Below are 13,357 nucleotides of genomic sequence, written 5' to 3'. Positions count from 1 at the left end.
TCGATCTTGTCAACTCGCCTGTCTACAAAGGGTGTAGCGGAATGCGTCCGTCGAGCGGTTCTCCGGGCGGTCATCTGCGGAGCAGTGGGGCGAACAGGGTCGTGCCGGACGGTTCGGGGCGCGACGCGTTCGGGTCTTGAACGAGCGGCAGAGCGGAGGCGGACGCTCCGCGGTCACGGCCGGTCTCCCGCCGCGCCTCCGCCGGTTACCGCCCCGCCCTCACCCGACCGCCGCCCCCGCTCCCGCCCGACTGCCACGCGCTCCCGTATCCGCGACCGTCGGACGCCACGCCCGACCCTCCTCAACACCCTTGACACCACAGCCCACTTGCGGCCCTACTGGACCTTGCGCAGCGAACTGACAACGTTGTCTGGTTGATTGAGCCGCCGGGAGGGCGCCACCCATGCAGGGCAGATCCAGCCGATTCAGATCCCGCAACAGATACCGCGTGACCGCCACCGCCGCCGTGGGAGCGGCGGCGCTGGTGTTCACGGCGACGGCGCAGGGCGGTGCCGTCGCGCAGCCGAGGCAACAACCGGGCGCCGAGCGGGAGTTCAGCTCCTCGTTCGAGGCCGGGCAGCCCGCCCCCGACTGGCTGAACACCGTGGACACCGCGGCGGACGGCGGCAAGCGGGCGAGCGGCGTCGACGGCGGCTACACCGGCGGCATCCCGGGCAATGTCAACGGGCATGTCACCGACGTCCGCGCCAGCGGCGAGAACAGTGGCGGCGGTGAGGTCGCGGCGAACCTCGTCGACGGCGAGGCGACGACGAAGTGGCTGGCGTTCACGCCGACCGCGTGGGTCGAGTACGACCTGGACGAACCGGTCAAGATCACCAAATACGCGCTGACGTCGGCCAACGACCACGACGAGCGCGACCCGAAGGACTGGACCCTGAAGGGTTCGGCCGACGGAAAGGACTGGACCACTCTCGACACGCGCTCCGGCGAGACGTTCGGCGAGCGGTTCCAGGCGAAGACGTACGACCTTCAGACCCCCGCCGAGTACCGCCACTTCCGTATCGAGTTCACGAAGAACAACGGTGCGAACGACGCCACGCAGTTGGCCGATTTCCAACTGTCGACGGGCGGCGACCAGGCGCCGGCGCCCGAGGACATGCTCTCGCTCGTGGACAAGGGCCCGAGCGGCTCCCCGACGGCGAAGGCGGGCGCGGGCTTCACCGGGACACGGGCCCTGCGCTACGCGGGCACGCACAAGACGGACGGGCGCGCGTACTCGTACAACAAGGTCTTCGACGTCGATGTGGCGGTGGCGAGCGACACCGAGCTGTCGTACAAGATCTTCCCGTCGATGGCGGACGGCGACCGTGACTACGACGCCACGAACGTCTCCGTGGACCTGGCCTTCACCGACGGCACGTACCTGAGCGATCTGAAGGCCGTCGACTCCCACGGCGGGCTGCTGACCCCGCAGGGGCAGGGCGACGCCAAGCGGCTGTACGTGAACCAGTGGAACGCCGTGAAGTCCGGCATCGGGTCGGTCGCGGCCGGCAAGACGGTCGACCGGATCCTCGTCGCGTACGACTCCGCGAAGGGACCGGCGAAGTTCCGCGGCTGGCTCGACGACATCGACATCGACCGGGCCGCGCCGTCGCGCCCCAAGGCCCACCTGAGCGACTACGCGTCGACGACGCGCGGCACGAACTCCAGCGGCGGCTTCTCGCGCGGCAACACGTTCCCGGCGACAGCCGTCCCGCACGGCTTCAACTTCTGGACGCCGGTGACGAACGCGGGCTCGCTCAGCTGGCTGTACGACTACGCGCGCGACAACAACGCGGACAACCTGCCCACGATGGAGGCGCTGGCCGCGAGCCACGAGCCGAGCCCGTGGATGGGTGACCGGCAGACGTTCCAGATGATGCCGTCGGCGAAGGCCGGCGACGCGGTGGACACGTCGCGTTCCGGCCGCGCGCTGGCCTTCCGGCACGAGAACGAGACGGCCCGCCCGTACTACTACGGCGTGACGTTCGAGAACGGCGTGAAGGCGGAGATGACGCCGACCGACCACGCCGCGGCGCTGCGCTTCAGCTACCCCGGGGACGACGCGAGTGTCGTCTTCGACAACGTCTCCGAGCAGGGCGGCCTCACGCTCGACAAGGAGACCGGGACCGTCACCGGCTACTCGGACGTGAAGTCCGGGCTGTCCACCGGCGCCACCCGCCTCTTCGTCTACGGCGTCTTCGACAAGCCGGTGAAGGACGCCGCGGCGGCGGGCGTGAAGGGGCACTTCACGTTCGACGCGGGCAAGGACCGCACGGTCACCCTGCGCCTCGCGACGTCCCTGATCGGTATCGACCAGGCCAAGGACAACCTGGCACAGGAGCTCCCGGCGGGCCGGTCCTTCACCGACGTACGGGACGCGGCGCGCGCCCAGTGGGACACGCTGATGAAGAAGGTGGAGGTCGAGGGCGCGACGGACGACCAGCGCACGACGCTGTACTCGTCGCTCTACCGGCTGTACCTGTACCCCAACTCCGGCTTCGAGAAGGTCCGTTCGCAGGGCAAGGCGACGTACAAGTACGCGTCCCCGTTCTCGGCGATGCCGGGTCCCGACACCCCGACGCACACCGGCGCGAAGATCGTCGAGGGCAAGCCGTACGTCAACAACGGCTTCTGGGACACGTACCGGACGACCTGGCCCGCGTACTCGCTGCTCACGCCGAAGAAGGCCGGTGAGCTGGTCGACGGCTTCGTGCAGCAGTACCGGGACGGCGGCTGGATCTCGCGGTGGTCGTCGCCGGGGTACGCGGACCTGATGACGGGCACGTCGTCGGACGTGGCGTTCGCCGACGCGTACGTGAAGGGCGTCGACGGCTTCGACGTCGAATCGGCGTACAAGGCGGCCGTGAAGAACGCGACCGTGGTGCCGCCGCAGTCGGGCGTGGGCCGCAAGGGCATGACGACCTCCCCGTTCCTCGGCTACACGTCGACGGACACGCACGAGGGCCTGTCGTGGGCGCTGGAGGGCTACCTCAACGACTACGGCATCGCGCAGATGGGCGAGGCGCTCTACAAGAAGACGGGCAAGAAGCAGTACAAGGAGGAGGCGGAGTACTTCCGAAACCGGGCCCGTGACTACGTCAACATGTTCGACGACAAGGCGGCCGGGACCGGGTTCTTCCAGGGGAAGGACGAGAAGGGCGACTGGCGTGTGAAGTCGGCGGACTTCGACCCGGCGATCTGGGGCTACGACTACACGGAGACCAACGCCTGGGGCTACGCCTTCACCGCCCCGCAGGACAGCCGCGGCCTCGCCAACCTGTACGGCGGCAAGGACGGCCTCGCGAAGAAGCTCGACACGTTCTTCTCGACGCCGGAGACGGCCACGTCGGCCGTGGCCGGTTCGTACGGCGGTGTCATCCACGAGATGACGGAGGCGCGGGACGTACGGATGGGCATGTACGGCCACTCGAACCAGGTCGCGCACCACATCACGTACATGTACGACGCGGCGGGACAGCCGTGGAAGACGCAGGAGAAGGTCCGTGAGGTCCTCTCCCGCCTCTACACGGGCAGCGAGATCGGGCAGGGCTACCACGGCGACGAGGACAACGGCGAGCAGTCCGCCTGGTACCTCTTCTCGTCGCTCGGCTTCTACCCGCTCGTGATGGGCAGTGGCGAGTACGCCATCGGCTCCCCGCAGTTCACGAAGATGACGCTGCACCTGGAGAACGGCAAGGACCTCGTCGTCAAGGCGCCGAGGAACAGCGCGAAGAACATCTACGTGCAGGGCGTGAAGGTCAACGGCCGTACGTGGTCGAAGACGTCGCTGCCGCACTCGGTCGTCGCGAACGGCGGTGTCATCGAGTTCGCGATGGGCGACAAGCCGTCGTCGTGGGGTACGGGTGCCGACGCGGCGCCGACGTCCCTCACGAAGGACGACAAGGTGCCGTCGCCGCGGTCCGACGCGATCACCGGATCGGGTCCGCTGTTCGACAACACCTCGGCCACGAGCGCGAGTTCGGCGGGTCCGGTGGAGCTGCCGGTCGGCGCGGACGGCACGAAGGCCGTGCAGTACACGCTGACGTCGGACGACAGGGCGAAGGCCCCGGCGGGCTGGAAGCTGGAGGCGTCGAACGACGGTACGTCGTGGAAGACGGTCGACGCGCGCTCCGGCGAGTCCTTCAGCTGGGACAAGCAGACGCGGGCCTTCTCGGTGAGCGCGCCGGGCACGTACCAGCACTACCGGCTGGTGTTCGCCGGTACGGAACCGGCGACGCTGGCGGAGGTGGAGCTGCTGTCGTAGGCACACGTGAGTGACCGGCGGGCGGGCGTGGAGCGTTCACGCCCGCCCGTCGCGTGTCAGCGGGCAGTCCCGGACGCTGCATATCGCGCAGGAGCGGCCGTACGGCCCGTGCCGGTGGTCGTCGTCCTGCTGGACGGGGAGCCGCGGGCGGCCCTCGGGGGCGACCGGCTCCGGGGATGGCCGGTATTCGAGGAGCATCAGCGCGGAGTCGTCGTCGACCCCCGCGCCGGTGTGCTCGTGCACGTCGTGGCGGAGCTGGACCAGGCAGTCGTCGAGGGACGCGCCGCGCAGCAGCGCGACCCGCTGCACCAGCGGGTAGAACGCGTCCTCGGTGTTGCGCGCCTCGGCGAGTCCGTCGGTGTAGAGCAGTACGCGGTCGCCGTGCGCCAGGTCGACATGGCGCGGCTCGGGCGGATCCGGGTCCAGCCACGACAGGCCGAAGGGCATGGCCGGGCTCGGCGGGTGAGCGAGTTCGTGGGTGCCGTCGGCCCGCACGATCAGGGGCGGCGGATGCCCGAAGGAGAGCAGGGTGAGGCGGCCCGCCTCGTCGAGTTCGGCGAGGACCGCGGTGACGAACTGCTCCTCCACTCCCCTGCGGTGCAGCGCGCAGGAGATGCTGAACGCGACGCCGTCCAGGTCGGTGGCGTCGTGGGCGCTCAGCCGGAAGGCGCTGAGTGTGACGGAGGCCGTGCGCACGGCGTTGAGTCCCTTGCCCTGGACATCGCCGATGAGGAGGCGGACCCCGCCGCGCACCGGGACCACCTCGTAGAAGTCCCCGCCGATCCGGGCGTCCTCGGCCGCCGAGAGGTACGAGGCGGCGATGGCCGCGGGGCCGGTGTCGCCGGGCACGGGGGCGAGGATCACCCCTTGGACGAACTCCGAGATCCGGCGCTGCTGCGCCGCGCGCCGCTCCTGCTGGACGCGTGCGTGGGCGGCGACGGCGGAGGCGACGCTCACCAGGAAGACGCTGGTCAGGGCCACGGTGCCGCGCCGTGTGAAGAGCAGGTCGTCGTAGCCGGCCACGGCGGCGCACAGCAGCATCGCGAACGCTCCGCAGATCGCCACCCGGCGCGGTGAGGCGCAGCAGGCGGTCAGCGCGGGGCAGACCGCGTACAGCGGCAGCAGTCCGACGTCGCCGAGCAGGGCGTCGCAGACGGTGATGACCACGGCCGCGACGATGCCGGGGCAGAGCGCGGCGGGCCAGGTGGGCAACGCGGGGAACGAGGGTGCGCGCATCGGGGCTCCAGGGCCGGCCGGGTCGGCCGCCCGTCGACAGTTCACTGAATGGACCTATTCAGGCGATCCTGTCAACGTACAGGTCAAATTCAGGAAAAGAAATGGTATGTCCGGAATCTGAACTCGTCCCTCACGCCCCGTGCGGCACCTCTCACGCTCCGCCGCCCGTCACCCGCCCGCCCGCCGGGAATCAGTCCCCGGCGTCGGTCTTCACGTACACGGACACATGGCTGTCGCTCTCGGAGGTGAACGGGGCGCGCCCCCAGTCCGCGTACCGCTGCTCCAGGCGCATTCCGGCGAGCCGGGCCATCAGGTCGAGCTCGGCGGGCCAGACGTAGCGGAAGGGGATGGACCGGTATCTGCCGCGGCCGTCGGCGTCCACGGAGACGTAGTTCGAGCTGAAGCGCTGGTGGACGAGGTCGTCGTACCGGTCGAAGGCGACACGCTCGCCGGACAGGCCGAAGATCACGGCCTCCTGGCCGGGCGGCAGGTGACGCAGCGCGGGCACGCCGACCTCGACGACGAAGCGGCCGCCGGGCGCGAGATGGGCCGCGGCGTTGCGGAAGGCGTCGACCTGGGCGTCCTGCGTGGTGAGGTTGTTGATGGTGTTGTAGACGAGGTAGGCGAGGGTGAAGGTGCCGGCCCCGTCGACCTTGGTCGTGGTCATGTCGCCGATGGTGACGGGGAGTTCGGCGCCGCCGGGCTTGGCGCGCAGCCGCGCCACCATGGCGCGCGAGAGGTCGGTCCCGGTGACGGGCACACCGCGCGCCGCCAGCGGCAGGGCGATCCTGCCGGTGCCGACGGCGAGTTCGAAGGCCGGGCCGCCGTCGGCGAGCGCGGCGAGGAAGTCCGCGGCGAGGGTCGCGCGGCCCGGGTCCTCGCCCTCGTCGTAGGTGGCGGCGACGCTCTCCGGGAAGTAGCCGTCCTCGACGGCGTCGGTCGGGTGTACGGGGGTGCGGTCATCGGTCACCGGGGGACGGTAGCGCCGCCCGGTGGCCTCGGTCACCCGGATTTCCGCCCGCCGCCCTTGCCCTCAACTCCCTTCGGTGCAACGGTGATTACATGCTTACAGCCGAACAGCACGAGAAGGTGCGCGGCTGGTTCACCGGCCGTCTGCCCGCAGGGCTCTTCGAGGGACCCGCCGACGTGACCGTGGACCGCGAGGAGATCACCGTCGTCGGCCGCATCGCCGAGCCGCAGCTCGACAAGGACGCCTCGGACGCGGAGCGTGCGGCCGCCGTCGAAGGCCGCATCCAGGAGTTCAGGGAGCGCACGCGCGGGGAGCGCGTGGAGGTCGCGCGGGAGGCCGAGCACCGGTTCCGCAAGAAGGTGTCGTGGGGCGTGCGCTGCGGGGCCGACGAGGCCCTGTTCACGCACGTGTCGGCGCCGGTCATGACCCGGCTGCGTCAGCCCGAGCGGCAGGTCCTCGACACCCTGGTCGCGGGCGGCGTGGCGCGCAGCCGCAGCGACGCGCTCGCGTGGTGCGTACGTCTGGTGCAGCGCAACGCCGACGACTGGCTCGCCGAGCTGAGCGCGTCCCTGGAGCAGGTGCGCCGTGTCCGGGCACAGGGCCCGGACACGGCCGCGTAGCCGATCGGTCGCGGCGCGGGCGCAACCTCAGCTCCTGGCCCGCGCCGATCCGGTCACTTGCGCCAGAACAGGTGGTGGATGACGCCGCTCCGGCTGGGCACGACGTCGACGTGGAACCGGTCGCGCAGTTCGTCCGGGGACTCCCACAGCCGCGATCCCGACCCGATCTTCACCGACGGCGCCACCGCCACGTGCAGGGTGTCGACCAGGTCCGCGTCGAGGAACTGCCGGATGGTGCGGGCCCCGCCGCCGAGCCGGACGTCCTTGCCGCGCGCCGCGTCCTTCGCGGCCGCGAGCACCGCGGCCGGTTCGCCGTCGACGAAGTGGAACGTGGTGTCGGAGAGCGTGAACGACGGCCGCGTGTGGTGGGTCATCACGAACACCGGTGTGTGGAACGGCGGCTCCTCGCCCCACCAGCCGCGCCACTCGTGGTCCTCCCACGGCCCCTGTTGCGGGCCGAACTTGGCGCGTCCCATGATCTCGGCGCCGATGTTGTGGGCGAAGTCCCGTGTCAGATAGTCGTCGAGGCCGCGGCTCCCGCCCGGTTCGGTGCGGTTGGGCCAGCTCGCCGTGGCCCCGGCCCACGTGAACATCGTCCCGGGATCGGCGTGCCCGAACGGTCGCTCCAGGCTCTGCCCGTCACCGGCGCCGAACCCGTCACCGGAGACGGTGAAGTTCTGGACCTTCAACAGCTGCGTCACGTGCTTCTCCTGAATCTTGAGGTGCGGCTCCCGTCACAGAGACTCTCCCGGCTCCGAGAACTCATCGCACGGCGACGCGGCACCTCGCCGAATGCGGCGCGCGTTTTACCGGTCTCCTCGATCTGGTGGCCGAGGGCCGACCACGGCTAGGATGCCGTACCCGTTCGCGGGGCCGCACCTGTTCAGGAGTGGCCGATGTCGCCCGTACCACCGCATGTACCGCCGCCTGTTCCGCCGCCGCCGTCGCAGCCACCACGGCCGTCCGTACCGCCCCAGCAGCCCGCGGGGCCACAGCCGCCGCCTCCGACACCTCAGCCGCCGCGACGGCCCGTTCCACCCCGACCGACGTATCCACCGGGGCCGTCGCCGGTGGTCAGGGTCATCGACAGCCGGGTCCCGGGGTTCGCCGTGGCCGACCGGCGGGGCCGGTGGAAGATCGTCACGCTGCTCATGGTCCTGACGCTCGTCGCCACGGTGACGACGTCGTACATCCAGTTCAACTTCAACCTGCTGACCATGAAGGCCACCACCCGGGCCGCGGACGCGGCGGGGCAGGCCGTCGAGGACGGCAAGGAGCCGTTCACGACGGCGGTGAGCCCGGCGAGCGACGTCGACTCCGCCGTCCGCAACAACCGTCTCGACGTGCGCTGGGTGCTCTTCACCGCCCCGCTCACCCCGGAGGAGCAGGGCGAGATCCTCGCCCACCCGCTGGGCGAGAACGAGACGATGGAGCAGTTCCTGCGGATGCTGGACGGCTTCACGCACAAACCCGTCCTCGTCTACGACGGCGGGAACCGGACGACCGGCGAACACCGTGTCGACTTCGCCTACGGGATGACGCTCCAGAGCGCCCGCGCGCAGGCGGTCTCGGTGCGCGGCATGGACGCCGTCGACGTGACGTGCGCCCCCTCGACGGCGACGACCGTCATCTCCCTGCCGCCGGAGGGCGAGGAGCCGATCGAGGAGGTCGCCGTCGACCTGGCCGCCGGCGATCGCGAGGCGCCGCTGCTCCAGCAGTCGCAGGAGGACCCCGGCCCGTACTTCGCCCACCAGTACATCGAGTTGGGCAACGGACAGACGTCCTGGGCCGCGCTCATGGACGTGCTCACCGTGACGGACCAGTGCAGTTGGGCGTTCAAGGTGTCCTACGTCCACGCCGGGCAGCAGCGGACGAAGGTCGTCCGCGACGACGCCTTCCACACCCCGGGACTGCCGACGAGGCCGCGGCAGCTGATCGAGTTCCGGGCCGACAACACCGGCAACCGGTGGATCTGCTGGGGCGAGCAGATCGCGGCCGACGCCCCCTGCCCGGTGCGGGCCCCGGCCGATGACGCCGACGCGGGGGCCCCGGCACTGAAGTACTGGGGCAGCTTCCCGGTCCTGTGACGGCGAAGGGCCGCACCCCCGTCACCGGGGATGCGGCCCTCGACCGCCTTACCGAACCGACTAGTTGCGGATCAGGTTGCGCAGCACGTACTGCATGATGCCGCCGTTGCGGTAGTAGTCCGCCTCACCGGGGGTGTCGATGCGGACGACCGCGTCGAACTCGACACCGGTGTCGGTGGTGACCTTGACGGTGGCCGGGGTGCGGCCCTCGTTCAGCTCGGTGACGCCGGAGATCGCGAAGGTCTCCTCGCCGGTCAGGCCGAGCGAGTCGGCCGACTGGCCCGCCGGGAACTGGAGCGGCAGGACGCCCATGCCGATGAGGTTCGAGCGGTGGATGCGCTCGTACGACTCGGTGATGACGGCCTTGACGCCGAGGAGCGCGGTGCCCTTGGCCGCCCAGTCGCGGGACGAACCGGAGCCGTACTCCTTGCCGCCCAGGATGACGAGCGGGGTGCCCTGCGCCTGGTAGTTCTGCGAGGCGTCGTAGATGAACGAGACCGGGGCGTCGGGCTGCGTGAAGTCGCGGGTGTAGCCGCCCTCGGTGCCCGGCGCGATCTGGTTGCGCAGGCGGATGTTGGCGAACGTGCCGCGGATCATGACCTCGTGGTTACCACGGCGCGAGCCGTAGGAGTTGAAGTCGCGACGCTCGACGCCGTGCTCGCTCAGGTACTTGCCGGCCGGGGTGTCGGCCTTGATCGCACCGGCGGGCGAGATGTGGTCGGTGGTGACCGAGTCGCCGAGCTTGGCGAGGACGCGGGCGCCCTCGAAGTCGGTGACCGGGGTGGTCTCCATCGTCATGCCCTCGAAGTACGGGGGCTTGCGGACGTAGGTCGACTCGCTGTCCCACTCGAAGGTGTTGCCGGTCGGGACGGAGAGGGCCTGCCACTGGGCGTCGCCGGCGAACACGTCCTCGTAGGACTTCGAGAACATGTCCTCGCCGATGGAGTTGGCGACGACGTCGTTGACCTCGGCCTCCGACGGCCAGATGTCGGCCAGGTAGACGGGCTTGCCGTCCTGGTCGACGCCGAGGGCGTCCTTGGTGATGTCCACCTTCATCGAACCGGCGATGGCGTACGCGACGACCAGCGGCGGGGAGGCGAGGTAGTTCATCTTGACGTCGGGGTTGATGCGGCCCTCGAAGTTCCGGTTGCCGGAGAGGACCGACGTGACCGCGAGGTCGTGGTCGTTGACGGCCTTCGAGACCTCCTCGGGCAGCGGGCCCGAGTTGCCGATGCAGGTGGTGCAGCCGTAGCCGACGAGGTTGAAGCCGACCTTGTCGAGGTACGGGGTCAGGCCCGACTTGTCGAAGTAGTCGGTGACGACCTTCGAGCCCGGCGCGAGGGTGGTCTTGACCCACGGCTTGCGGGTCAGGCCCTTCTCGACGGCCTTCTTCGCGACGAGGGCGGCGGCCACCATCACGTACGGGTTCGAGGTGTTGGTGCAGGAGGTGATCGCGGCGACGGTGACGGCGCCGTGGTCGATCTCGTAGGTCGAGCCGTCGGCGGCGGTCACGGTGACCGGGTTCGACGGGACGCCGTTGGAGACGGCCGGGGCGTCGGAGGCCGGGAAGGACTCCTTGCCCGCCTCGGAGTCGTCCGCGACGTAGTTGCGCACGTCCTGGGCGAACTGCTGCGCGGCGTTCGCGAGGACGATGCGGTCCTGCGGGCGCTTGGGGCCGGCGATCGACGGGACGACCGTGGAGAGGTCGAGCTCCAGCTTCTCGGAGAAGTCGGGCTCGGCGGCCGGGTCGAGCCAGAGGCCCTGCTCCTTGGCGTACGCCTCGACGAGCGCGACCTGCTGGGCGTCACGGCCGGTCAGACGCAGGTAGTTCAGGGTCTCGTCGTCGATCGGGAAGATCGCGGCGGTGGAGCCGAACTCCGGCGACATGTTGCCGATGGTGGCGCGGTTCGCGAGCGAGGTGGCGGCGACGCCCTCACCGTAGAACTCGACGAACTTGCCGACGACGCCGTGCTTGCGCAGCATCTCGGTGATCGTGAGCACGAGGTCGGTGGCGGTGGTGCCGGCCGGCAGCTCGCCGGTCAGCTTGAAGCCGACGACGCGCGGGATCAGCATGGAGACCGGCTGGCCGAGCATCGCGGCCTCGGCCTCGATGCCGCCGACGCCCCAGCCCAGGACGCCCAGGCCGTTGACCATCGTGGTGTGCGAGTCGGTGCCGACCAGGGTGTCCGGGTAGGCCTGGCCGTTACGGACCATGACCGTGCGGGCCAGCTTCTCGATGTTGACCTGGTGCACGATGCCGGTGCCCGGCGGGACGACCTTGAAGTCGTCGAACGCGGTCTGGCCCCAGCGCAGGAACTGGTAGCGCTCCTTGTTGCGGCCGTACTCCAGGTCCACGTTCTGCTTGAACGCGTCCGAGGTGCCGAACTTGTCGGCGATGACGGAGTGGTCGATGACCATCTCGGCCGGGGACAGCGGGTTGATCTTCGCCGGGTCGCCGCCGAGGGCCTTCACGGCCTCACGCATGGTGGCGAGGTCGACGACGCAGGGCACGCCGGTGAAGTCCTGCATGATCACGCGGGCGGGCGTGAACTGGATCTCCTGCGCGGGCTGCGCCTGCGAGTCCCATTCGCCGAGCGCACGGATGTGGTCGGCGGTGATGTTCGCGCCGTCCTCGGTGCGGAGCAGGTTCTCAAGGAGAACCTTCAGGCTGTAGGGAAGGCGCGCGGAGCCCTCGACCTTGTCCAGCTTGAAGATCTCGTAGGACTCGTCGCCCACGCGCAGCGTGCTGCGGGCGTCGAAGCTGTTCGCCGACACGACAGTCTCCTTCATACATTTATGTGCGCGTTCCACCGCATCCTGCCGCCACGCCACGTTGCCCAACCGCTAAGGTAAGGCTAAGTTAGGTAACCCTTACCGTCGGACTCGGCCCGGCGGGCGGCCGCAGTGCGCCTCGGCAGATATCTCGATGTCGAGATAACTCTAGTACATGACCCGACGCTGCCGTCGAGCCCCTCCTCGCGTGCGTTCGCTCTCCTCATGGTCGTACGGCAACCCCGGGACGGCGACGCGGCGACCCGTCCGATAGCGTCCGGCAATGGCCAGTGATCTACGTCTCACCGTCCTCGGCAGCGCCACGCCCTACCCCGCCGCGGGGAACCCGTCTTCCGGGTACCTCGTCACCGGGGGCGGCACACGCCTGTGGGTGGACGCGGGGAGCGGAACCCTCGGGGCGCTCCAGAGATACGCGCGGCTCGACGAGATCGACGCCGTCTGGATCTCGCACCTGCACGCCGACCACAGCGCCGATCTGCTCACCGCCCAGTACGGACTCCTGTACGCGGACGTCCGGCGCGAGGCGCCGCTCCCCCTGTACGGGCCGCCGGGGATCGCCGACCGGCTCGCGGACTTCCTCACGAACGGCGAGCGGCGCAGCCCGGTCGAGCGGGCCTTCGACGTACGCGAACTGTCGGACGGGCACTGCGCGCGGGTCGGCTCCCTCGATCTGGCCACACGGGAGGTGGCGCACGGGATGCCCGCGTTCGCGCTGCGCGTCGAGCACCGGGGGCAGTCGCTCGTCTACTCCGGGGACAGCGCACCCTGCACCACGCTGACCGAACTGGCCGCCGGATGCGGGACCTTGCTGTGCGAGGCGGACGGGGACGACGGGGGCGGGGTGCACCACTCGCCGGAGGAAGCCGGGGAGACGGCCGCGGCGGCCGGCGTGGGGCGGCTGATCGTGACGCACGTGGGGCGGGCGATCGCTCCCGGGGACGCCGTGACGCGGGCGGCGTCACGGTTCGCGGGGCCGGTGGCCTACGCGGCGCCGGGGGCGGTGTTCCCGGTCGGTTCCGCCGACTGATCGGCACGGTCCCGGGTACCCGCCTTCTCGTATCCGTACGAAGAGAAGTACGGACCGACGCATCCGTACGAAGGGAAGTACGGAGGGACCACGGAGGGGAATCCGTCATGCCGCTCACGTTCCGCAAGAGCTTCCGCATCCTGCCCGGCGTCCGGCTCAACATCAACCGCAAGTCGTGGTCCGTCACGACCGGCGGCGGCCGGCACGGCCCGCGGCACACGCACAGCAGCACCGGGCGTCGGACGACGTCGATGGACCTGCCGGGTCCCTTCGGCTGGCGTCGCACCCGCAGCGCCAAGCGTCACTGACGTCCCGTCAGGGTCCGTCGGGGGTCCGTCACCCCGATGGACCCCCCAG

Annotated in this window: 9 protein-coding genes; 5 read left to right on the top strand and 4 right to left on the bottom strand. The window is 70.2% G+C overall.

Annotation, left to right across the window (positions count from 1 at the left end; translation table 11 throughout):
* Positions 1-403 precede the first annotated feature (403 nt).
* Positions 404-4,267: a GH92 family glycosyl hydrolase gene (locus V2W30_RS30485; RefSeq protein WP_338701532.1), complete on the top strand. Its 3,864-nt coding sequence runs from the start codon at positions 404-406 to the stop codon at positions 4,265-4,267.
* 36 nt (positions 4,268-4,303) lie between these two features.
* Here the strand turns inward: V2W30_RS30485 and V2W30_RS30480 are convergent, their stop codons facing one another.
* Both V2W30_RS30480 and V2W30_RS30475 read right to left on the bottom strand, forming a co-directional pair.
* Complete coding sequence (locus V2W30_RS30480) at positions 4,304-5,503, bottom strand: PP2C family protein-serine/threonine phosphatase (protein WP_338701531.1); 1,200 nt, start codon at positions 5,501-5,503, stop codon at positions 4,304-4,306.
* Between the two features lie 190 nt (positions 5,504-5,693).
* The gene (locus tag V2W30_RS30475) at positions 5,694-6,473 is read right to left on the bottom strand and encodes a class I SAM-dependent methyltransferase (RefSeq protein WP_338701530.1); all 780 of its coding nucleotides are present in this window, start codon (positions 6,471-6,473) and stop codon (positions 5,694-5,696) included.
* Positions 6,474-6,565: 92 nt separating this feature from the next.
* Here V2W30_RS30475 and V2W30_RS30470 point away from each other — a divergent pair, with 92 nt between their 5' ends.
* A complete protein-coding gene (locus tag V2W30_RS30470) occupies positions 6,566-7,093 on the top strand; it encodes a hypothetical protein (protein WP_338701529.1) in 528 nt (175 codons plus the stop codon).
* A 53-nt stretch (positions 7,094-7,146) separates the two neighbouring features.
* Here the strand turns inward: V2W30_RS30470 and V2W30_RS30465 are convergent, their stop codons facing one another.
* Positions 7,147-7,794, bottom strand: a complete 648-nt coding sequence (locus V2W30_RS30465) for a dihydrofolate reductase family protein (protein WP_338701528.1) — start codon at positions 7,792-7,794, stop codon at positions 7,147-7,149.
* Between the two features lie 369 nt (positions 7,795-8,163).
* Here V2W30_RS30465 and V2W30_RS30460 point away from each other — a divergent pair, with 369 nt between their 5' ends.
* Entirely contained in the window at positions 8,164-9,180 is a 1,017-nt protein-coding gene (locus tag V2W30_RS30460) for a hypothetical protein (RefSeq protein ID WP_338701527.1), read from the top strand.
* A gap of 60 nt (positions 9,181-9,240) precedes the next feature.
* Here V2W30_RS30460 and acnA read toward each other — a convergent pair whose 3' ends face one another.
* Positions 9,241-11,955 carry an aconitate hydratase AcnA gene (gene acnA, locus V2W30_RS30455; protein ID WP_338701526.1) on the bottom strand — a complete coding sequence of 905 codons (2,715 nt, stop codon included), beginning with the start codon at positions 11,953-11,955 and terminating at the stop codon, positions 9,241-9,243.
* 280 nt (positions 11,956-12,235) lie between these two features.
* On the opposite strand from acnA, the gene V2W30_RS30450 reads away from it, so the two are divergent.
* Together V2W30_RS30450 and V2W30_RS30445 are read left to right on the top strand one after the other, a co-directional pair.
* Positions 12,236-13,000, top strand: coding sequence for an MBL fold metallo-hydrolase (locus V2W30_RS30450; RefSeq protein WP_338701525.1), 765 nt, complete (start codon positions 12,236-12,238; stop codon positions 12,998-13,000).
* A 107-nt stretch (positions 13,001-13,107) separates the two neighbouring features.
* Positions 13,108-13,308, top strand: a complete 201-nt coding sequence (locus tag V2W30_RS30445; protein ID WP_338701524.1) for a DUF4236 domain-containing protein — start codon at positions 13,108-13,110, stop codon at positions 13,306-13,308.
* The last annotated feature ends 49 nt before the right edge of the window (positions 13,309-13,357 follow it).

It is taken from the genome of Streptomyces sp. Q6, assembly GCF_036967205.1.
Classification (GTDB): domain Bacteria; phylum Actinomycetota; class Actinomycetes; order Streptomycetales; family Streptomycetaceae; genus Streptomyces; species Streptomyces citrinus.
This window is presented reverse-complemented; position numbering and strand designations above follow the sequence as displayed.